This window comes from Prosthecodimorpha hirschii (assembly GCF_001305515.1).
In the GTDB taxonomy this organism is placed as follows: Bacteria; Pseudomonadota; Alphaproteobacteria; order Rhizobiales; family Ancalomicrobiaceae; genus Prosthecodimorpha; species Prosthecodimorpha hirschii.
The window spans coordinates 3,882,217-3,903,194 of the sequence record NZ_LJYW01000001.1; the positions used below are offsets into that span (position 1 = coordinate 3,882,217).

Genomic DNA, 20,978 nt, shown 5'->3' on the forward strand with positions numbered 1-20,978 from the left:
ATTCATGAAAGGGGGTGGCGTGCCACTTGCCGAAGGACTATGTGATAATGGCTGGCTATGGATGCAGCCAGGCGACTCGCCGCTGAGGCGGAGTCCGTTGGCTTTCTCCTTTAACCGGGTTGCAAGCGTGAGTTTTCCCGTTCTCGTCGTCGACGACGATCCGATCACCCGCGAAGTCTATGCCACTGCCTGCCGGCAGGAGGGATTCGAAGTCCATGAGGCCGCTACGGTAGCCGAGGCTCGTAATCTCTGCCTGACGGTGCAGCCGAGCGTCGTGGTGCTGGATCTCGTCCTGCCGGACGCATCGGGTTTGGAGATCATCCGCACGTTCCGGGATTTCCGCTTCGGCATCCTGGTCGTTTCCGCCCGCGGCGAACCGCTCGATCGGATCGTGGCGCTGGAACTCGGGGCGGACGACTTCCTGGTGAAGCCGGTCGTCCTGCGCGAGATGGTGGTGCGGGTCCGCCGCATCCGCGAACGCCTGTTCGGCACCGAAGTCGCCCGCGTCAGCGACGTCGTCTACCGGTTCGGCCCGTTCCGTCTCGATCTGAAGCGCCAGGAACTGACGGTCGACGGCAAGCCGGTCGAATTGACGCGCGGGCAGTTTCGTCTTCTGGAACTTTTCGTCGATCACGCCGACGAGGCTCTGACTCGGGCCCAGATTTCGATTGCGCTGCATGGTCACGGCGGGCGCTCCGACAACCGATCGGTCGATGTGCTGGTCAGCAAGTTGCGGACGGCCCTGTCTGCCTATGGTGGCGAGGACTATCTGAAGAGCGTCCGCGGGCTCGGCTATCGTTTCGCAGTCCCCGTCGAAACCGTCTCGGCCGGACAGACCCGCGGCGACACCGGGTGGCAAGCCTGAGCATCCCGTCACCCGGAATACTTGGCGATCCGTGCCTTCAATCCACGAACCGCCGCATCGACCAATCCGCACAGGGCATCGATTTCTCCCGCGGCTGGCGACAATCCCTTGCCCATCGTCTCGATTCGGCGCGCGCCGGCTTCGGCGGCCCGGGCTCCGAACAGGGCGAGCATGCCGGACAGCCGATGCGCGGCCGCGCGCCGCTGATCATCGTTTCCGGCCGAGACGGCCGCGGCGAGTTCGGCAAGAAGGCCGCCGGCGTCGATCTCTAGCTTGTCGACCAGTTCGGTCAGCCGGGGCGTGCCGACGACCGCGATCAGGGCCAGAATGCTATCATCGTCGAAATCAGGCATCGATCCTTCGCTTCCTCACCCGAGGCCCGTTCCTGAATTTGATGCGGCTCGGATCCGAACGACAGCGTGCAACGGTGCGACGCGAGGCCGCCGCCCCTCGTCAAACACCGCGGCGGTCCGAGCGGGCCCGCCTTCCGAGGATGTCGGCATGGAAGGCCGGATCGTGCGAAGGACCTATGTCCGTCGCCTGTTCAGGCGGCCGGACCGGACCCAACTGCACAATCTCGCAGCATGTTGTGGAAAGCATTATTGCAGCACGACGTAGTGAAACAATCGACCCTAGGTTGAGCCGTCAATAAATAGCTGGGTGAAAATAGTATACTGCGGTACAAAGCGGCAAAAATTTGGAAACAAAAGGAACTGCCCTGTAATTTAAGAGAATTCAATGAAAGACCTGCGCTAATTAGCGAAAAAGAACGCGCATTCGTAAGAATACATACTGCCGCGGACACCTTTCTGGACTCCCGTGAAACCGCGCGAATTGGCAGGCGCGGAATAAAACCATGTCCGACGCGGGCCGGGTCGTCCGGCGCGTTGCACGAAATGGGAGCAGAGGGGGGAACCGCGCGGCAATCGTAACGGTCGCCGCGTCAGTCTTCGCGGAAGGAGCGTGCCATCTGATCGGTCAACGGCTTCAACAGGAAGGACAAGGCCGTCCGTTCGCCGGTCTTCAGGTGGACCTCGGCCGGCATGCCCGGAACGAGACGCGTTTCGGCCGAAACGGCGGCACCGCCGGCGTCGAGCTTGAGCCGCGCTAGATAGTAGGAAATGTTCAGTTGTGGATCGCGTTGCAGGTCCGCCGAGATGAAGATCACCCGCGCAGAGACTTCAGGCGTCGTTTGCTGATTGAAGGCGCTGAGGCGGATCGCCGCCGGCTGGCCGACACTGATCCGGTCGACCTCCTGCGGCGCGATACGCGCCTCGACGACCAGGCTGTCCTCGGCCGGAATGATGGTCATCAGCGGATCGCCCGCACCGATCACGCCGCCGACCGTGTGGATCGCCAGTTCGTGCACGACGCCGTTGCGCGGGCTGCGGATGTCGACGCGCTTCAGGATGTCGATCGCGGCGGTGCGCCGCTCAGAGAGTTCCGCGCTGCGCGCCTGGACATCGCTCAGGAGACGGGAGGCTTCCGAGCGCACATCCTGGTCGATCTGGATCGCCTGCAGGGCGATCTCGGCGATCCGGCCGCGGCTCTGCGCGATCGCCGCGATGAGGCGACCGCGGTCGCCGTCGAGACGGGCGGCATCCCGTTCGAGCGCGGTCAGGCGGGTCAGCGGCGTCAGCTTCTTCTGAAACAGCTCGCGCACGCCCTCCAGCTCGATCCCGATCAGCTCGGTCTCGCGCTTGTTGGCGGCGAGCTGCGCCTCCAGCCCGGAAATCTCGTTCTCAAGCTGCCGGCTGCGCTCCACGAGCTGCGACTTCTGGCCGGCGCGCGCCTCGCGCCGGTTCTCGAACAGACGCGTCTCGGCGGCAAGAATGGCGGCGACCGCCGGATCGCCGGCGCGGTCGGCCAGGTCCGGCGGAAAGGCGAGCCGGTCGACGTCCTGCTGTTCGGCGCGCAGGCGGGTCTCGACGGCGGCCAGCTGGTCGAGCTGGCCGGACAGGACCTGCAGGTTGGCGCGGGCCTGGGTCTCGTCGAGCCGGACCAGGATGTCGCCTTCCGAGACATGGTCGCCGTTTTTGACGCGGATCTCCGCCACCACGCCGCCGCTCGGGTGCTGGACCTTCTTGCTGTAGCTGTCGACGACGAACACCCCCTGCGCGATCACCGCACCGGCCAGCGGCGTGGTCGCCGCCCAACTGCCCACGCCGCCGACGAGCCCGATCATGGCGACGAGCACGAGCCGCACCAGCCGCGCAATCCGGCGGGTCGCGGCGATATCGGGATCGGCCGGGGCGGCGGGACCGGGCGCCGTCATGGCGCCTCCGACGCGGGTCATGGCGCCTCCGGTCGCGGTTCGCGCCGGTCGGCCAGCGCCGTGACGGTCGCGCCGGTCGAGGCCGCACCGGTCGTCGCCTCGGCGGCGGGCCCGCGGCCCGGCGCCCGGACGGGGGCGCGCAGGACCTCGTCCTTCGGCCCGATCGCCGCCATCCGGCCGTTCTGCAGGAGCGCGACCTTGTCGAGTGCGGCCAGCGCGCTCGGCCGGTGCGCCACCACAATGGCGATGCCGCCGCGCGCCCGGACGCTGCGGATCGCCTCGGCCAGCGCCGTCTCGCCCTCGGCGTCGAGATTGGAATTCGGCTCGTCGAGCACGACCAGGAATGGGTCGCCATAAAGCGCGCGGGCGAGTGCGATGCGCTGGCGCTGGCCGGCCGACAGGGCGAGGCCGCCTTCGCCGATGCGCGCGTCGTAGCCGCCGGGCTGGCGCAGGATCAGGTCGTGCACGCCCGCAGCCCGGGCCGCCGCCACCAGCGCCTCCGGGGCGGGCGACGGATCGAAACGGGCGATGTTCTCCGCGATGGTCCCCTCGATCAGCGCGATCTCCTGCGGCAGGTAGCCGATCGCCCGGCCGATCGCATCCGGCGCCCAATGGTCGTGCGGCGAGCCGTCGAGCCGGACCGTGCCGCGCCGTGGCGGCCAGACGCCGACCAGGGCGCGCATCAGCGAGGACTTGCCCGAGGCGCTCGGCCCGATCACGCCGAGGCCGTCGCCGGCCGCGAGGCGGAACGAGACATCGGCCAGGATGGCGCGGTCCTGACCCGGCGCAGCCAGATGCAGCCCGTCCACGACGAGGTCCCGGGTCGGCAGGGGGAGCGCGGTGGCGGGTTCCGGCCGGTCGAAGCGAGCCAGCGTCTCGCCGAGCCGGGCATAGCTGTCGCGCGCGGCCAGGAAGCCGCGCCAGTTGGCGATCGCCACCTCGATCGGCGCCAGCGCCCGGGTCACGGTGATCGAAGCCGCCAGAATGACGCCCGGCGTCGCCTCCTGGTGGATCACCAGCCAGGCGCCGATGCCCAGGATGGCGGATTGCAGGAACAGGCGCAGCACGCGCGAGACGGCGCCGAGCAGGTTGCCGGTCAGGCTGGCGGTCTCGCTCGCCGTGACGAACCGGTCGGCCCGCGCGACGAAGCGGTCGCCGAGCCGTTGGCGCATGCCGAGCGCCGCAACGGTCTCGGCCTGCCGGCGGACCGTCTCGGCGAGCGCATTGCGGGCCGCCCCCGCGAAGGCGGCCTCGCGCACCGGTTCGCGGCTCTGCCGCTCGGCCAGCACCGTCAGGACGATGATCACGACGGCACCGGCCAGGGCGGCGACGCCGAGCGCCGGATGGATCAGGAAGACGAGGCCGAGCAGCAGCGGCGACCATGGCAGGTCGACCAGGGCGGCCGGGCCGAGCCCGGCGGCGAAGCTGCGGATCTGGTCGAGGTCGCGCAGCGGCGTGCCGGCCGCGACCGCGTCGGCGCCGGCGAGCGACAGGCCGAGCGAGGCGTCGAAGACCGGGCGGCGCAGCTGCTGGTCGATGCGCCCGGCGATCGCGGCGAGCAGGCGCAGCCGCAACTGATCGAAGACGGCATAGCAGGCATAGAGCAGGGCGAGCAGGACGGTCAGTCCGATCAGCGTCGCGACGCTGCGCGCGGGGATGACCCGGTCATAGACCTGCAGCATGTAGATCGAGCCGGACAGCGACAGGAGATTGACCATCGCGCCCGCCAGCGCCACGCCGACGAAGCCCGTGCGGCTGCGGCGCAAGATGTCGGCGGGACCGATCCCGGTCCCGGCCGCGCGCATCTCGCTTGTCCGGCCTCCCGACGACGGCCCCATCCGATCCCCTCGACCGCCCTTCGGCCGTCTGCGTTGCAATGCATGCAGACTACAGCAGAATCCTGCCAAAAGTCTTCCGAACGGGCCTGGGGCTGCCGATATCGCGCCCGGCCCGACACATCCCGACACATCCCGACACGACCATAGCCTTGCGGCGGCCGCGCCGGTGTCGCATTCATGACTTCGAGATCACCCGCAAACGAGCCCCGGGACGCCATGCCGATCTGTCGCCGCTCCCTGCTCCGCCTGCTGGCGGCCGTCCCGGCCGGTGCGATCGCGTTCGGGCGCGCGTCCGCCCAGACCGGAGGACCCGTGTCGCCGCTTCATGATGCCGTCGCCGCCGGCGATGCCGGAGCCGTCCGCCGGCTGATCGCCGCCAAGGTGCCGCTCGATGCGCGCGACGCGCGCGGGCGGACGGCGCTTCTGGTCGCCACCCATCAGGACCGGGTCGAGATCGCCCGGCTGCTGATCGAGGCCGGCGCGGACGTGAATGCCAAGGACGCCATTTCGGACAGCCCCTATCTCTACGCGGCGGCCGAGGGCCGGCTCGACATCCTGCGGCTGACGCTGGCCCATGGCGCCGACCTCGCGGCCACCAACCGCTATGGCGGGACGGGGCTGATCCCGGCCGCCCATCACGGCCATGTCGAGACGGTGCGCATCCTGCTCGGCACGCGGATCGACCGCGACCACGTCAACCGGCTCGGCTGGACGGCGCTACTCGAAGCCATCGTGCTCGGCGACGGCGGGCCGGCCCATACCGAGATCGTCCGCCTGCTGGTCGAGGGTGGGGCAGATCCGAATCTCGCCGACGGCAACGGCGCCCGGCCGCTCCGGCTGGCGCGCGAGCGCGGCCAGACGGCGATCGCCGCCATCCTAGAGCGGGCCGGCGCCAGGCCTTGACCCGCATCATCGCTTCGGCCACAGCACCGATCCCCGCCCGGAAGCCAGACGGATCCCCCGCCTTGACCCGCACCCTGTCCGCCGTCTCCGCTGCCGTGGCGGCTCTCGTCGCCGTCGCGCTGCCCGCCGCCGCCGATCCGGCGATCGAAGCCCGCATCGACGCGCTGATCGCCCGCATGACGCTGGCCGAGAAGATCGGCCAGCTGACGGTGGAATCGCATGGTCCCTTCGGCACGCGCGAGCGGATCGCGACCGGCGAGATCGGCAACGTCATCAACTACGCCAATGCCGGCGAGACCGGCGACGTGCAGGCCGAGGCCGCGAAGAGCCGGCTCGGCATTCCGCTCCTGACCGGGCTGGACGTGCTGCATGGCTACCGGACCCTGTTCATGGTCCCGCTCGGCCAGGCGGCGAGCTTCGATCCCGAACTCAATCGCCGGGCCGCCGAGGCGATCGCGCGCGAGACGACGCTGCAGGGCGTCAACTGGACCTATGCGCCGATGGTCGACATCGGCCGCGATCCGCGCTGGGGCCGGGTCGTCGAGGGTGCCGGCGAGGATCCCTGGCTCGCCGCCCGCATGGCCGCGGCCCGCGTCACCGGCTACCGGGCCGGCGGGTTGGTGGTGACGCCGAAGCATTTCGTCGGCTATGGGGCGCCGGCCGCCGGGCTCGACTATGCGCCGGCCGACATGTCCGAGGCGACGCTGCGCGACGTCTACCTGCCGCCGTTCCGGGCTGCGGTCGAGGCCGGCGCGCAGGCGATCATGCCGGCGCTGAGCGCGCTCAACGGCATCCCGGCCAGCGTCGACAGCCGTCTCCTGACCGGAATCCTGCGCGGCGAATGGGGCTTCCGCGGCTTCGTGGTGTCCGACTGGGGCGCCATCGACCAGCTCGGCAACCACGGCATCGATCCCGACCGCGCCGTCATGGCGCGCAAGACCTTCGCGGCCGGCGTCGACATGGACATGGCCTCGGGCACCTACCGGACGCGCTTTCCCGAGGAGGTCGCCGCCGGCCGGGTGTCGGAGGCCGCGATCGATGCGGCGGTCCGCCGGGTCCTGCGGGTCAAGTTCGAGGCCGGGCTCGACACCCGCAAGCCGATCCCGTGGAAGGAGGCCGAGGCCGCCATGCTGGCGCCGGCAACGCGCGATCTCGCCGTCGAGGTCGCCCGCCGCAGCATCGTGCTCCTGGAGAACCGGCGCGAGACGGTTCCGATCGAGGGCCGCCGCAAGGTGCTTCTGGTCGGCGCGCTGGCCGACATCGCGCGTGAGCATGTCGGGCCGCACGCGGCGCAGTACCGGGAGCAGGATGTCGTCACCATCCGGAGGGCGCTCGCCGAGCGGGCCGCCAGGGCCGGCATCGCCTTCGACTTCCAGGCCGGCTGCGATGCCTTCTGCACCGACGAGCGCGGCTTCGGGGCGGCGGTCAAGGCGGCCAGGGCGGCCGACGTGATCGTCGCGGTCCTGGGCGAGCCGGGCGACATCGCCGGCGAGGCGGCTTCGCGCGCCGATCCGAACCTGCCGGGCCGCCAGCAGGCCCTGCTCGAGCGCCTGGTCGCGACCGGCAAGCCGGTGGTGCTGGTGGTCATGGCCGGGCGCCCGCTGATCGTGCCCTGGGCGGCCGAGCATGTCTCCGCCCTGCTGACCACCTGGTATCCGGGCACCTACGGGTCGCGCGCGCTGGCCGAGATCCTGTTCGGCGACACCGCACCGTCCGGCCGGCTGCCGATGACCTGGCCGCGCCATCCCGGCCAGATCCCGATCACCTACGATCGCCTGCGCTCCGGCCGGCCGGCCGAGCGGGACCAGAAATTCACCTCGAAATATGTCGATGTCGACTGGAAGCCGCAGTTTGCCTTCGGCCACGGCCTTTCTACGACCCGGTTCGCCTATGACGGGTTGCGGCTGGACCGCACCGAGGTCGCGACGGACGGTCGGCTGACGGCCACCGTCACGGTGACCAATGCGGGCCGGCGGGCGGGTCGCGAGGTGGTGCAGCTCTATGTCCGCGATGTTCAGTCGAGCCGGGTCCGGCCCGACCGCCAGCTGAAAGGCGTCGCCAGCGTCGATCTGGCACCCGGCGAGGCGAAGACGGTCTCGATCCCGATCGATGTCGCCGATCTCGGCTTCCATGACGAGACCGGCACCTACCGGGTCGAGGCTGGCCGCTTCGAGGTCTTCGTCGGCGGCTCGTCCGAGGCGACGCTGTCGGCCGCCTTCACGGCGACCGGCCCGGATCTGGTCCGCCCACCGGGCGGACGATAGGACGACGCGCAGGAGGCGGGGCGGGCAGCTTCAGGCGGACCCGCCGCGGTGGCCGTGAAGGAGGGGCGACGGCTCCGCCCGACCGCGAGGGGTCAGGGGACGACCAGCACCTTGCCCTTGACCTTGCGGGATGCGATCGCCTCGAGGGCGGCGGCGGCCTCGGCCAGCGGGTAGGTCGCGTGGATATGCGGCTTCAGCTGGCCGGCGGCGATCCAGTCCATGATCTGGGCCATGTTGTCGGCATGGTCCTCCGGCTCGCGCAGGATCGACTCGCCCCAGAACACGCCGCGCAGGTCGCAGCCCTTGAGCAGCAGCAGGTTGAGCGGGATGCGCGGGATCTCACCGGCCGCGAAGCCGACCACCAGCAGCCGGCCGCGCCAGGCCAGCGCCCGCACCGCCGGCTCGGTATATTTGTCGCCGACCGCGTCATAGACCACGTCGACGCCGCGCCCGTCGGTCAGCTCCCGCAGCCGGAGCTTGAGGTCTTCCTGGTCGTAGGCGATGACCTCGTGGGCGCCCATCTCGCGGCAGAAATCGAGCTTCTCGGAGGACGAGCAGGCGATCACCCGGGCGCCCATCAGCCGGCCGATCTCGATCGCCGCCTGGCCGACGCCGCCGGAGGCGCCGAGCACCGCCAGGGTCTCGCCCTCGACCATGTCGGCGCGATTGCGGAGCGCATGCATGGTGGTGCCGTAGGTGACCACCACGGCAGCCGCCTGCTCGAAGCCGACCGCATCCGGAATCGTGATCAGGTCCTCGGCCGGGACCACGATCTTTTCCCGGCAGGCATTCCATTTCGAATAGACGACGACGCGTTCGCCGATCAGGCCCGGATCGGTATCCGGTCCGACCGCCTCGACCTCGCCGGCCAGTTCGCCGCCCGGCGAGAAGGGCAGGGCGGGCTTGTACTGGTACTTGTCCCGGATCGCGAGCGTGTCGTAGAAATTGAGGCCCGCGGCGCGCACGCGGACGAGCGCCTCGCCGGGACCCGGCACCGGTTCGTCAATATCCTCGACGGTCAGGCTCGACGGTGGGCCAAAGGCCCGGCACAGAACGGCTTTCACGGTTTCGATCCCCCCAGACTTCCCCGATGTTAAGGCTCTGTTAACACGAGGTCCGGCGCCGCGGAAGGCTGCGAAACGGACGCAATCACGGTCAGACGGCCAACCGCCCCATGGCCGGACGTTCGATCCGGGACAGGTGCCGGCCCGTCCGCTCGACGGCGCGCAGGACCCGCAGCAGGTTGCCGCCCATCAGGCCGGCGAGGTCGCCGTCGCTCCAGCCCCGACGGACGAGTTCCGCGATCAGATGCGGAAAGCGCGACACGTCTTCCAGGCCGACCACGGGCGGGCCGCCGAAGAAGTCGGAACCGATGCCGACATGCTTCCGGCCGGCGCGGGCGGCCATGTAGTCGATATGGTCGCAGACCTCGCCGATCGAGGCCCGCGGCCAGGGGCCGAGTTCCGCCCGGCGGGCCGCCATCGCGGTCGTCCAGTCGACATCCGGACGCGTCTTGCCGAAATCGTCCTTCATCGGCCGCATCCAGTCGCGCGAGGCCTGCGAGACGAAGTCCGGCACGAAGGTCGCCATGACGATGCCGCCATTGGCGGGAATGCGGGCCAGCACGTCGTCGGGAACGTTGCGCGGGTGGTCGCAGAGCGAGAAGGCGTTGCAATGGGTGAAGGCGACCGGCGCCCGGGTCACGTCGAGCACGCGGCGCATGGCGTCGTGCGAGGTGTGCGACAGGTCGACCATCATGCCGAGCCGGTTCATCTCGCGCACGACCGCCTCGCCGAACGGGGCGAGCCCGCCATGGCGCGGCGCGTCGGTGGTCGAATCGACCCAGTCGAGCGTTTCGTTGTGGCAGAGCGTCATGTAGCGCGCGCCGAGGTCGTAGAAGGTGCGCAGCATTTCGAGGCTGTTTTCCAGGCCGACGCCGCCCTCCACGGCGATGAAGCTGGCGATCCGACCCTCGCGCTTGGCCCGCATCACGTCGGCGGCCGAGCGGGCCGGCCGGAAGGTCTCCGGGTGGGCGGCCTCCATCCGGCGGATCAGGTCGATCTGCTCCAGCGTCGTGCGGGCCGGATGCGGCACATCGGTCGGGATGAAGGCGGCCCAGAACTGCGCGGCGAGCCCGCCGGCCTTCAGGCGCGGGATGTCGGTGTCGCGGCCCTGGCGGGCCTCGTCCAGGCGAGCCTTGTCGACATCGCCGGCCGCTTCCGAATCGATGCGGATGACCCATGGCAGGTCGTTGTGCCCATCGATCAGGGGATGGCGGGCGATCAGATCGCGGGCATGGTCGAGGGCGGCATCGGCATTCGGCATCGGACGGGGCTCCGGTCACTCGGATCAGAATTCGGTCAGGCCGTCATCCTCGAGCGCCTTGCGCAGGCGCGAAAAGGCAAGCCGGATGCGGGATTTGACCGTGCCGAGCGGAAGCCCGGATTGTTCGGCGATCTGGCTGTGCGACAGGCCCGAATAGAAGGCGAGCCGGACCAGTTCGATCTGTTCCGGCGGCAGAACCGCAAGGGCGACCCGGATCTTGTCCTCGCGGCGCCGGGCGTCGATGATCTCGTCGGCATCCTCCGGGGCGGAGGGCTGCAGCAGCGGCTCCTCGGGATCGAGCGCGGCGTCGCGGTTGCGCCGATGGGCATCGATGCGCCGATTGCGGGCGATGCGATAGAGCCAGGTGCCGACGGAGGACTTGGTGCGGTCGAACAGGGCGGCCTTGCGCCAGAGCGTGACCATCGCCTCCTGGGCCAGTTCCTCGGCCGAGCCGGCGTCGGATCCGAGGCGGATCAGATAGGCTTCGAGGCGTGGTGTGAAATGATCGAACAGGCGTCCGAACGCCTCGCGGTCCCGATGACGGGCGATCCGCTCCACGAGATCGGCAAACTCATCCCGCTCCGATGCCATGCGCCCGGGATCCGCGATACTCATGCGACCTCGAATGCCCTCTCCAGTTCGGGCGGTTGCGGCGCGGGGCGAGACAGTCTGGCCCGGCGACCGGGACGGTCCTGTCCGGGATGCCCCATTGTCGCCGCCTTTGGATCGAACCGTTCGCCTGCCGCCACGATGTTAGCCTCAGATCACGGGATCGACCAATCTGCAAGTCACATGCATGCCAACCTGACGGCACAGACTTAACGATCGCCGGCCGGGTCGGACCGGCGGCCCCGGCGCGGCAACGGTTCGGTAACCTGAATCGTGTTTTGGTTAACGCGACGTGACACTGCCGTCGGCACGCTGGCCGGCGGAATGCGGGCCGATTGGATGTCGAAAGGCGCCCGATTCGGTCTCCGCCAAGGACATTCGAACAGGGAATCGGGACGGCATGGACACGAACTCACCCCTCGCGCTTGCTCTCCGGGCCGGTCTGATCGCAGGCGCTGCCGCACTGGTCGGCGCCGCCTCGCCGGCTTCGGCGCAGCAGAGCCCGCTCCTGCTGGTCCAATCCAAGGATTGGAGCGCCGTCACGGCCGGCGCCCAGAAGGCCAAGGTCTGCTACGCGATCACCAAGCCGACCAAGATGGAGCCGGCCAGTCTAAACCATGGCGAGGTGTTCTTCTTCATCTCGATCTGGCCCGGCGACAATGTCCGCAACGAGCCGAGCCTGCAGGTCGGCTACTCGTTGAAGGAAGGCAGCAAGGTCACGGTCGAGGTCGACACGCAGAAATTCTCGATGTTCACCCGCGGCGACGGCGCCTGGCTGCAGGACAAGACCGACGAGGTCAAGCTGGTGGATGCCCTCAAGAAGGGCAAGAAGCTGACCATCGGCGGCCAGTCCGGCCGCGGCAACGCCACCACCTATGCCTTCTCGCTGCAGGGCTTCTCCGGCGCGCTCGATGCCGCCCTGAAGGAATGCAAGTAGTCGATAGACCGTCCGCGGCAGCTGCCCTTTGAAGATTTCCGCCGGATCGCCTATGTAGGGCGTTCGGATCGAGACCCTGGGCGCCGCCTCCGGCGCGCCGATTTCGTGCAGGGCTCGCGGAAGGACGCAGCATGACTCTCTCGACTGTCCCGGCGGACGGCTTGGCCGTGCCGCCCGGCGCGATCGCGCCGATCATGAAGATGGCCGAGGCGCAGCCGGTGCGCGACGCCAAGCCCTCGCTGATGGGCATGACGCGCGAGGATCTGGGCGACGCCTTGCGCTCGGTCGGCATCGAGGAGCGTCAGGTGCGCATGCGCGTCGGGCAGCTCTGGCACTGGATCTACTTCCGCGGCGCCGAGTCCTTCGACCGGATGACCAACGTCTCCAAGGATCTGCGCGCCCGGCTGGCGGAATCCTTCGTGATCGCCCGGCCGGAGATCGTCTCGGAACAGATCTCCGTCGACGGCACCCGCAAATGGCTGTTGCGCTTTCCGCCGCGCGGCGCCGGCCGGCCGGTCGAGGTGGAGACCGTCTACATCCCCGAGGAGGGCCGCGGCACGCTGTGCGTCTCCTCGCAGGTCGGCTGCACCCTGACCTGCTCGTTCTGCCATACCGGCACCCAGAAGCTCGTGCGCAACCTGACCAAGGAGGAGATCGTCGCCCAGGTGGTGATCGCCCGCGAGCGGCTCGGCGACTTTCCGGACCGGGCGACCGAGGCCGGCGCGATCGTGCCGAAGGAGGGCCGCTTCGTCTCCAACATCGTCATGATGGGGATGGGCGAGCCGCTCTACAATTTCGACAATGTCCGCGACGCCCTGCAGGTGGCGACCGACGGCGAGGGCCTGTCCCTGTCGCGCCGGCGGATCACGCTGTCGACCTCCGGCGTGGTGCCGATGATCGCGCGGGCCGGCGAGGAGATCGGCACGCTGCTGGCGGTCTCGCTGCATGCGGTGCGCGACGACCTGCGCGACGAGCTGGTGCCGCTCAACCGCAAATATCCGATCGCCGAACTGATGGCCGCCTGCCGGGACTATCCGGGCCTCTCCAATGCCCGCCGCATCACCTTTGAATATGTGATGCTGAAGGGGATCAACGACAGCCCGGCCGACGCCCGCGAACTGGTCCGGCTGCTGCGCGGCATTCCGGCCAAGATCAACCTGATCCCGTTCAATCCCTGGCCGGGCTCGCGCTACGAATGCTCCGACTGGGATACGATCGAGGCCTTCTCGGACATCGTCAACCGTGCCGGCTATGCCAGCCCGATCCGCACCCCGCGCGGACGCGACATCCTGGCGGCCTGCGGGCAGCTCAAATCCGCGACCGAGCGGCTTCGCATCCGCGAGCGCATGGCCCTGGAGGCCATGATCGGCGGCGCCGACGAGGACTGAGCCGATTCGGTAACGCGTTGCCGAGGAAGCCCTACAGCCGAGGGTGCCGAAACGGTAGGATCGGACCGTCACCCCCGTGATTCGCGCGCGGGTGCACGCGGGGACCGAAATCGTCCATGGCCAGCCCATCCGATCCCAGGCCGTCCGATCCCAGGCCGCATCCGAACAGGCCGCCGATGATCCCCAGCGGGCGCCTGCCGCGCCTGCTCGTCGGCTATCTGGCGGCGTGCCTGGCTGCCGCCCTCATCCTGCCGCTCGGGCAGATCGCCCATGACGCGCTCGTCCTCGGGCCGTCGCGGGCGCTCGGTTCGGCCGGTATCGCGGGCATCTGGGTGATCGCCCTTTTCGCCTTCGCCATTCTTGTGGTGGTGGCGGCGCCCTTTGCGGTCGGACTGGTGCTGTTCGGTGCCGCCCGGGGCGAACTGTCGGCCCTGATCCAGACGCTCTACGGCGCCTTCTCGGGCCTGCTCGTGCAGGCCGTCTGGGCGACATCCGGGATGGGCAATGCGGCGCGCTCGAATCTGGCGGCCTTCCTGCTCTTCGCGGTCGTCGGCGCGGTTGCCGGCTTGGTCTTCGCCCGTGTCGGGGCGCCGCAGCGCCGATCCCGGCCGCCGCAGCGTGCGCCGGAGAACCGCTGAGCCTGCGGTGCCGGATGCCCGCCTTGCAGCCGGATTGCGTCGCGGCCGGAAACCGGCGAGGCTCGGCACCGAACCGGTGAGCCGGGTTCCGGCCGATTTGGCAGCCCGTTCGAACGGTGGCGGACAAAACCGATGATCGTCTTTCGTCTCCTGTGGCGCTTCATCGTCATCACGGTCGGCTACCTCGCGGCCGCGGCGGCGGCTGCTGCCTTTGCGGCGGCCTCGCAGGTCCTCAGCCATCTGCCGCCGGAATTTCGCGATGCCGCCGAAATCTGGCGCAGCTTCGGGCCGCTGGCCGATTTCGGCGCCTTCCTGGTCGCCTATGCGATCGTCCTCTCGGTCTCCTTCGTGCCGGGCATCCTGCTGGCGCTGGTCAGCGAGATCATCGGCCTGCGCAGTCTCGGCTACTATCTGGTCGCCGGCGGGCTGATCGGGCTCTGGGCGGCCCGCCCACCGATCGGCGGCATCGCGGCGCAGCCCTTCGCGCCGGCACTCGCGGCCGGCTTCGTCGGCGGCTTCGTCTACTGGCTGATCGCCGGCCGGGGCGCGGGACGGTCGCGGCCGGCGTCGGCCGCGCCGTCAGGCCAGGGACCCGTCCCCGACCCGAGGCGGACGGGCCCGCATGCCACCCCGCCGCCGTCGCCGCCGCCGGCGCATCGGAGACCGGCTTCGGCGGTGCCGAGCATTGCGCCGTCCCATCCCGGTCCCCGCCGGCCGCCGCCGCCGAGCGCGCCGCCGCGCCCGCCGGTGGTCGATCGGAAATCGCGATGAGCGGCGAAAATGGCCTTGGGGTGCGCGCGCCCGTGGCGCTGCTGGTCGGCTTCCTCGGTGCAGCCCTGGGGGCGGCGGCGGTCGCCTTCGGCTATATCGTGATCCTGCTCTGGCTGATCGCGCCTTTTGGCGAGGCGATCACCTGGCTGGTGGTCATCGCCGCGCTGGCCGGCACGCTGCCGATCCTGGCCGGGCTGGCGCTGACGGTGCTGGTCTCGGCGTCGGTATCGGTCCTGATCCTCCGGTTCGGCGGCGTGTCCACGGCGTGGTGGGCGATCCCGATCGGGGCCGGCGTCGAACTGGCGCTCGGCGCGGCGATCTTCGTCGTCGACGGGATCGGGTCGCGCCTGCACTGAGGTGCCCTGCGGCGGCGGCATTTCACCCGCGGCCGGGCTTCGGCTATGGTCCGCCGCCATGGCGACGCTGCGTCGCCCGCCTCATTCCGCCACACGGAGCCCGTCGTGCCCGGCCCTTCTCCCGCTCAGTCCTTCGATGTCGTCATCGCCGGCGGCGCCATCGTCGGTTCGTCCGTCGCCTATTTCCTGAAGCATGAACTCGGCTTCACCGGCTCCGTGGCGGTGATCGAGCCCGATCCGACCTATGCCCGCTCGGCGACGACCCTGTCGGCGGCCTCGATCCGGCAGCAATTCTCGACGCCCGAGAATATCCGCCTGTCGCTCTACGGCGTCGACTTCATCCGCTCGCTCAAGGCCCGTTTCGGCGCCGAGGCCGAGATCGGCTTCCACGAGGGCGGCTATCTCCTGCTGGCGAGCCCCGAGGGCTTGCCGATCCTTGAGGCGAATCATCGGGTGCAGGCGGCCGAACAGGCCGACATCGCCCTGCTCGATCCGACCGGGCTGTCGGCCCGCTTCCCCTGGCTGTCGACCGACGGCCTCGCCGCCGGCGCCTTCGGGGTGACGGGGGAGGGCTGGTTCGACGCCCATTCGCTGCTCGACCTGATCCGCAAGGGCGCGCGCGCCGCCGGGGCGACCTACCTTCAGGGCCGGGTCGCCGGCATCGGGCGCGACGGCAACCGCATCACCGGCGTCACGCTCGCCGACGGCAGCACGCTCGCCTGCGGTACCTTCGTCAATGCCGCCGGCCCGGCGGCCGGCGATGTCGCCGCGCTCGCCGGCATCGCGCTGCCGGTGGAGCCGCGCAAGCGCTTCGTCTTCGTCATCCATTGCCGCGAGAAGCTGCCCGGCATGCCGCTGCTGGTCGACACAACCGGCGTCTATGTCCGGCCGGAGGGCGAGTACCACATCTGCGGCGTCTCGCCCGAGGAGGGACCGGATCCGCGTCCGGCCGACGACGATTTCGAGGTCGACTATGCGCTGTTCGAGGACCTGATCTGGCCGGCGCTCGCCACCCGCATCCCGGCCTTCGAGGCCGCCAAGCTGATCCGGGCCTGGGCCGGCCACTACGACTACAACACGCTCGACCAGAATGCCGTCATCGGGCCGCATCCGGAGATCGGCAACTTCTTCTTCGCCAACGGCTTTTCCGGGCACGGGCTGCAGCAGGCCCCGGCCGCCGGGCGGGCGATCGCCGAATGGATCGTCGCGGGCCGCTCGGTCTCGCTCGATCTCGCCGTGTTCGGCTTCGAGCGGATCGCGGCCGGCCGGCCGGTGCGCGAGCTCAACGTGATATGACCGGCGCGGCCGCTCCTCATCCTGGCCCCGATCGCGGCAAGCCGGCCGTGATCGTCGTGTCGAGCCTGGTGGCGCGCGGTTCGGTCGGCGGGCGCGGGGCGGTGTTCGCACTGCAAAGGCTCGGCTTCCCGGTCTGGTTCGTACCGACCGTGACGCTGCCATGGCATCCGGGCCACGGCCGCGCCACCCGCCTCGTCGCGCCCGACGAGGCCTTCGCGGCGCTGGTCGACGACCTGGCCGGTTCGCCCAAGCTCGGCGAGGTCGGCGCCGTGCTGACCGGCTATTTCGGCGCGCCCGGCCAGGTCGAGGCCGCCGCCCGCCTGATCGCGGCCGTCCGGGCGGCGCGGCCGGCGGCCCTGCATCTGTGCGACCCGGTGATCGGCGATGTCCGCCCCGACGGCTCGGGCGGCCTCTACGTGCCGGAGGCGACCGCGGCGGCGATCCGCGACCGTCTGGTGCCCGGCGCCGACATCCTGACCCCGAACCGCTTCGAGGCCGGCTGGCTCGCCGGCCTGCCGACCGGCTCGACCGCCGAGACGATTGCGGCGGCGCGCGCGCTCGGCCGGCCGACCGTGCTGGTCACCTCGGCCCCGGCCATGATGGCGCGCGCCTTCGCCAATCTGCTGGTCACCGCCAAGGGCGCCGTGCAGGCCGAGCATCCGCTCGTCGAGGGCGCGCCGAACGGCACCGGCGACCTGCTCGCCGCCCTGTTCCTGGCCCGCATCCTCGACGGCGCCGGTCCCGAGAAGGCCCTGGAGCGGGCCGCCGCGACGGTGTTCGACATGGTCGCCCGCTCGGTCCGCGCCGGCGCCGACGAGCTTCTGCTCGCCGCCGAACAGGACGTGCTGGCCCATTCCATGGCGACCGTCTCGGTGCGCACCCTGGCCGAACCGGGCCGCCCGCGCGGCGATGGGCCGCGTCGCGCGCCGAAGCCGGGCACGCTGTGACGGTGCCGCCGCAGGGTGGGACTGCTTCGGCGGCGGGGCCGGTCGCCGGCGTCGACGGCTGTCCGGCCGGCTGGGTCGCGGTCACGCTCGATGCCGGTGCGCCGCATCTCGCCGTCCATGCCGATTTCGCCGCCATCCTCGCCGCGGAGGGGGGCGTGATCGCGGTCGACATGCCGATCGGCCTGCCGGATCGGGTCGGCTTGGGCGGACGCGGGCCGGAGCGGCTTGTCCGCCCGCTCCTCGGCGAGCGGCAGTCCTCGGTCTTCTCGGTGCCGAGCCGGGCCGCCGTCTGGGCCGTCGACGATCTCGACGCGCCCGACGCCTACCGGACCATCTGCGACGTCGCCTTCGCCACCTCAGAGCCGCCGCGCAAGATCTCGCGCCAGTGCTTCCACATCCTGCCCAAGATCCGCGAGATCGACCGGCTGATGACGCCGGCTCTGTCGGGCCGCGTCTTCGAGGTCCACCCGGAGGTCGCCTTCTGGCGGCTGAACGGCGGCTCGGCGATGCGCCTGCCCAAGAAGGTCAAGAACCGCGCCGCCGAGCCGGGTCTCGCCGAGCGGATCGACCTGCTCGTCCGCCACGGCTATCCGCGTGCCTTCCTGGAGCAGGCGCTGCCGCGCGGCGTCGGCCGCGACGACCTGATCGATGCCGCCGTCAACGCCCTGATCGCCGTCCGGATCGCGGCCGGCGAGGCCCGGCCCTTCCCCGATCCGCCCGAGCGGGACGGGCGCGGCCTGACGGTGGCGATCTGGGCCTGAGCCGGCCTTGGCGATCTCCCATGACTGCAACGGTCTGCGGCCGCCAGCGGGTGACTGACCGTCAGCGGTTCGAGGACCAACAATCGATCAGTGTCCGCCAGTGGGTCTGCGACCACCGGAGGGCTGGACAATCCCGCGCCGCGCGGTCACATCGGGGGCATGGTGCAGTGCGACAGGCGGGGGCGGCGATGAGCAAGACCAATCCGGGCAATTTCTTCGAGGATTTCCGCATCGGGCAGGTGATCCGCCATGCCACGCCGCGCACCGTCACGACCGGCGACGTGGCGCTCTACACCGCCCTCTACGGCCCGCGCTTCGCGGTCCAGTCCTCCGATGCCTTCGCCCGGGCGATCAACTATCCGCGCGCGCCGCTCGACGATCTGCTCGTGTTCCACATCGTCTTCGGCAAGACGGTGCCGGACATCTCGCTCAACGCCATCGCCAATCTCGGCTATGCCGGCTGCCGCTTCCTGGCGCCGGTCTATCCGGGCGACACGCTGTCGACCGTCTCCGAGGTGATCGGCCTGAAGGAGAATTCCAACCGCAAGACCGGCGTCGTCTATGTCCGCTCGACCGGCTACAACCAGGACGGCGCGGAGGTGCTCGACTATGTGCGCTGGGTCATGGTGCGCAAGAGCGACGAGAGCGCCGGCATCGCCGACGAGCATGTGCCGGAACTGCCGGCGGTGCTGGCGCCCGACGTGATCGGCGCGGCCGTGCCGCTGCTCGACGGCGCCGGCTACGACGCCGTGCTTGCCGGCAGCCCGCATCGTTTCGAGGACTACCGGCCCGGCGAGCGGATCGACCATGTCGACGGCATGACGGTCGAGGAAGCCGAGCACCAGCTGGCGACGCGGCTCTACCAGAACACCGCCAAGGTGCATTTCAACCAGTTCACCGAGGGCCAGGGCCGCTTCGGCCGCCGGCTGATCTATGGCGGCCACGTCATCTCGCTCGCCCGCGCGCTCAGCTTCAACGGCCTCGGCAACGCCTTCCATGTCGCCGCCATCAACGGCGGCCGCCATGTCGCCCCGCTCTTCGCCGGCATGACGGTGTTCGCCTGGTCGGAGGTGCTCGACACCGCCGACCTGCCCGGCCGCACCGATGTCGGCGCCCTGCGCATCCGGACGGTGGCCACCAAGGACCGGCCCTGCGCCGACTTCCCCCACCGGCTGGAGACGGGCGACTACGATCCGTCCGTCATCCTCGATCTCGACTACTGGGTGCTGATCCCGCGGTGAGGGTAGGGTAGGGGAGCCGGGCAAACTGGCAGTATCCGGTCAGGCGATCCGCTCCAGCTTCGGATCGTTGATCATCGCTTCGAATTCATCGTCGTCGAAGCGGTCCAGATAGGTCTCGTAGAGCGTCGAGCGCGCCAGTGCGGCGGCCTGCTCGAACGCCATCTTGGCCTGCGGATCGTCGGGTTTGCTGCGCCGGTCCGCGGCCTTCTGGCGAAAGTCGGTGATGTCCTGCTCAAGGCGCTTTCGGGTATCGGACGGCGCCACGCTGCCGGCCACATAGGCGAGCTGGCTGATTCCACTGAGGTAGACGATCTCCTGCGGCAGAGTAAAACCGGCAAGACCGACCGCCGTACAACCCAGGATGCTGACGGCGACAAGCCCGGTGAACAACAATGCCTGCACTTTGGCGACGTCGATTTCGCCATGGGTCTCGATAAGGTCGGAGAGATGCGGCTTGTCTCTGCTGATGATGAGAAGCTTGCCGCCGATCAGAAGGCGTCGCGTGGCCGGCGAGATTCCCGCCCAATCGTTGGTGGCTCGAACGAAGGTGCTTCCGAGGGCTGTTATGCCGAGCAGTTGCAAAATCGTTGAAGACATGGATGGCAGTGTTCCAAGATAAATATAGACATACAATACGACAAATCCGACTACAGAGCTGAAGATGAGAATCTGAAATCGACTGAGGCTGCCGTATCCGAGTGAATTCTGAGAGATAAAGACTGGGTCAGCACAGATTCGAATTCGGTGCATAAATGTTCCGAGTGTCAGAGGCAGCGGGTAGTTTCCGTCATCCGCGGGGTTGATCAGCTTGTCGATTTTCGTTTTGTTCAACCGCCAGGCCGCGAAGCTGATCAGGCTCCAGAACAAGCCTAAAGCCGCGAGTGACGCGGCCCACGCGTAAAGCGGTTTGACGACCTCGACGTCGATGATCGTGTAGCCGATCAGCGTATTCGTTGTGCCGTTGCAAAGGGCGGCTACGAGCTGCCAGGGCTCTGTTAAGGCCACAATATTCGGGGCATCCAGCCTGACGACGATGGCATCGGTGCTCCGGGTATCGATTTTGGTGTTGATCGGCAACTTGACCGGCGGCGGCGCGTCGCGGAAGTCCGACGGCGAGTTGATGCTCCACACGACCTTTGGCTGGGCTGCGCCGTTTGTGTAGATCAAAGTCGTGGCGTCCTTCGAGGGAAGTTCAATCCTCACCAGGGCCGCATCACCGACTGCGACACGAATTTCGTCGGAGCGCGAATATCCGGCACTGTCGTAGACGTTCTTCGTTCGACTCGGTAATAGGATGGGGGCTGCGACAGTGGAATCCGTGCTCTTGAAGTTCACGGTCTTCCGGAACAACTCCTCGGAATTCGACCACTCGCAGGTCTGAGCCTGAGGGTTGCCATGACTGCTCTTGGCACCCAGCCCCAGGACGGCAATCAGCGCCAACGTGGCGATGGCGAAACATGTCGGAATCCGTTTTTTCATCGCGGTGACTCCTGAAAGTGCAGGAGGGGATTCTAAAATGCAGGATTATTATTGGTCTGATCTTGAGCCTACTAAAATAAAGTTG

Annotated in this window: 19 protein-coding genes; 12 read left to right on the top strand and 7 right to left on the bottom strand. The window is 69.2% G+C overall.

Annotated elements, in window-relative coordinates:
- Positions 1-19 precede the first annotated feature (19 nt).
- Positions 20-865 (top strand): response regulator transcription factor, encoded by an 846-nt coding sequence (locus ABB55_RS17070; RefSeq protein WP_160321257.1) that lies wholly within the window; start codon positions 20-22, stop codon positions 863-865.
- An 8-nt stretch (positions 866-873) separates the two neighbouring features.
- Here ABB55_RS17070 and ABB55_RS17075 read toward each other — a convergent pair whose 3' ends face one another.
- From ABB55_RS17075 to ABB55_RS17085, 3 genes are all read right to left on the bottom strand, one after another.
- Entirely contained in the window at positions 874-1,218 is a 345-nt protein-coding gene (locus ABB55_RS17075; protein ID WP_054359878.1) for an Hpt domain-containing protein, read from the bottom strand.
- Positions 1,219-1,808: 590 nt separating this feature from the next.
- Positions 1,809-3,161, bottom strand: a complete 1,353-nt coding sequence (locus tag ABB55_RS17080; protein ID WP_244472060.1) for an HlyD family type I secretion periplasmic adaptor subunit — start codon at positions 3,159-3,161, stop codon at positions 1,809-1,811.
- Positions 3,158-4,945 carry a type I secretion system permease/ATPase gene (locus ABB55_RS17085; protein ID WP_054359879.1) on the bottom strand — a complete coding sequence of 596 codons (1,788 nt, stop codon included), beginning with the start codon at positions 4,943-4,945 and terminating at the stop codon, positions 3,158-3,160. Before ABB55_RS17085 ends, ABB55_RS17080 begins: the two co-directional genes overlap by 4 nt.
- A gap of 345 nt (positions 4,946-5,290) precedes the next feature.
- Here ABB55_RS17085 and ABB55_RS17090 point away from each other — a divergent pair, with 345 nt between their 5' ends.
- Together ABB55_RS17090 and ABB55_RS17095 are read left to right on the top strand one after the other, a co-directional pair.
- The gene (locus tag ABB55_RS17090; protein ID WP_244472061.1) at positions 5,291-5,881 is read left to right on the top strand and encodes an ankyrin repeat domain-containing protein; all 591 of its coding nucleotides are present in this window, start codon (positions 5,291-5,293) and stop codon (positions 5,879-5,881) included.
- Between the two features lie 62 nt (positions 5,882-5,943).
- Positions 5,944-8,145 (top strand): glycoside hydrolase family 3 N-terminal domain-containing protein, encoded by a 2,202-nt coding sequence (locus ABB55_RS17095; protein WP_054359881.1) that lies wholly within the window; start codon positions 5,944-5,946, stop codon positions 8,143-8,145.
- Positions 8,146-8,237: 92 nt separating this feature from the next.
- Here the strand turns inward: ABB55_RS17095 and ABB55_RS17100 are convergent, their stop codons facing one another.
- From ABB55_RS17100 to ABB55_RS17110, 3 genes are all read right to left on the bottom strand, one after another.
- Positions 8,238-9,209: an NADPH:quinone oxidoreductase family protein gene (locus ABB55_RS17100; RefSeq protein ID WP_054359882.1), complete on the bottom strand. Its 972-nt coding sequence runs from the start codon at positions 9,207-9,209 to the stop codon at positions 8,238-8,240.
- 91 nt (positions 9,210-9,300) lie between these two features.
- Entirely contained in the window at positions 9,301-10,470 is a 1,170-nt protein-coding gene (locus ABB55_RS17105) for a dipeptidase (protein ID WP_054359883.1), read from the bottom strand.
- A 24-nt stretch (positions 10,471-10,494) separates the two neighbouring features.
- Positions 10,495-11,061 (bottom strand): sigma-70 family RNA polymerase sigma factor, encoded by a 567-nt coding sequence (locus ABB55_RS17110; protein ID WP_054359884.1) that lies wholly within the window; start codon positions 11,059-11,061, stop codon positions 10,495-10,497.
- A 418-nt stretch (positions 11,062-11,479) separates the two neighbouring features.
- Between ABB55_RS17110 and ABB55_RS17115 the strand changes: the two genes are divergently transcribed.
- From ABB55_RS17115 to ABB55_RS17155, 9 genes are all read left to right on the top strand, one after another.
- Complete coding sequence (locus ABB55_RS17115; protein ID WP_200912037.1) at positions 11,480-12,016, top strand: invasion associated locus B family protein; 537 nt, start codon at positions 11,480-11,482, stop codon at positions 12,014-12,016.
- A 131-nt stretch (positions 12,017-12,147) separates the two neighbouring features.
- Positions 12,148-13,404, top strand: coding sequence for a dual-specificity RNA methyltransferase RlmN (gene rlmN, locus ABB55_RS17120; protein ID WP_083463697.1), 1,257 nt, complete (start codon positions 12,148-12,150; stop codon positions 13,402-13,404).
- Between the two features lie 176 nt (positions 13,405-13,580).
- On the top strand, positions 13,581-14,042 hold the full coding sequence (locus tag ABB55_RS17125) for a hypothetical protein (RefSeq protein ID WP_054359885.1): 462 nt from the start codon (positions 13,581-13,583) through the stop codon (positions 14,040-14,042).
- Between the two features lie 132 nt (positions 14,043-14,174).
- Positions 14,175-14,813 carry a hypothetical protein gene (locus ABB55_RS17130; protein WP_054359886.1) on the top strand — a complete coding sequence of 213 codons (639 nt, stop codon included), beginning with the start codon at positions 14,175-14,177 and terminating at the stop codon, positions 14,811-14,813.
- Positions 14,810-15,169 (top strand): hypothetical protein, encoded by a 360-nt coding sequence (locus ABB55_RS17135; RefSeq protein WP_054359887.1) that lies wholly within the window; start codon positions 14,810-14,812, stop codon positions 15,167-15,169. Before ABB55_RS17130 ends, ABB55_RS17135 begins: the two co-directional genes overlap by 4 nt.
- Positions 15,170-15,274: 105 nt before the next feature.
- Positions 15,275-16,465, top strand: a complete 1,191-nt coding sequence (locus ABB55_RS17140; RefSeq protein WP_054359888.1) for an NAD(P)/FAD-dependent oxidoreductase — start codon at positions 15,275-15,277, stop codon at positions 16,463-16,465.
- The gene (pdxY, locus tag ABB55_RS17145; RefSeq protein WP_054359889.1) at positions 16,462-17,412 is read left to right on the top strand and encodes a pyridoxal kinase; all 951 of its coding nucleotides are present in this window, start codon (positions 16,462-16,464) and stop codon (positions 17,410-17,412) included. Before ABB55_RS17140 ends, pdxY begins: the two co-directional genes overlap by 4 nt.
- Positions 17,409-18,173, top strand: a complete 765-nt coding sequence (locus ABB55_RS17150) for a DUF429 domain-containing protein (protein ID WP_054359890.1) — start codon at positions 17,409-17,411, stop codon at positions 18,171-18,173. Before pdxY ends, ABB55_RS17150 begins: the two co-directional genes overlap by 4 nt.
- 188 nt (positions 18,174-18,361) lie before the next feature.
- The gene (locus ABB55_RS17155; protein ID WP_054359891.1) at positions 18,362-19,414 is read left to right on the top strand and encodes a MaoC family dehydratase; all 1,053 of its coding nucleotides are present in this window, start codon (positions 18,362-18,364) and stop codon (positions 19,412-19,414) included.
- Between the two features lie 39 nt (positions 19,415-19,453).
- Here the strand turns inward: ABB55_RS17155 and ABB55_RS17160 are convergent, their stop codons facing one another.
- On the bottom strand, positions 19,454-20,893 hold the full coding sequence (locus tag ABB55_RS17160; protein ID WP_054359892.1) for a hypothetical protein: 1,440 nt from the start codon (positions 20,891-20,893) through the stop codon (positions 19,454-19,456).
- Positions 20,894-20,978: the final 85 nt, after the last annotated feature.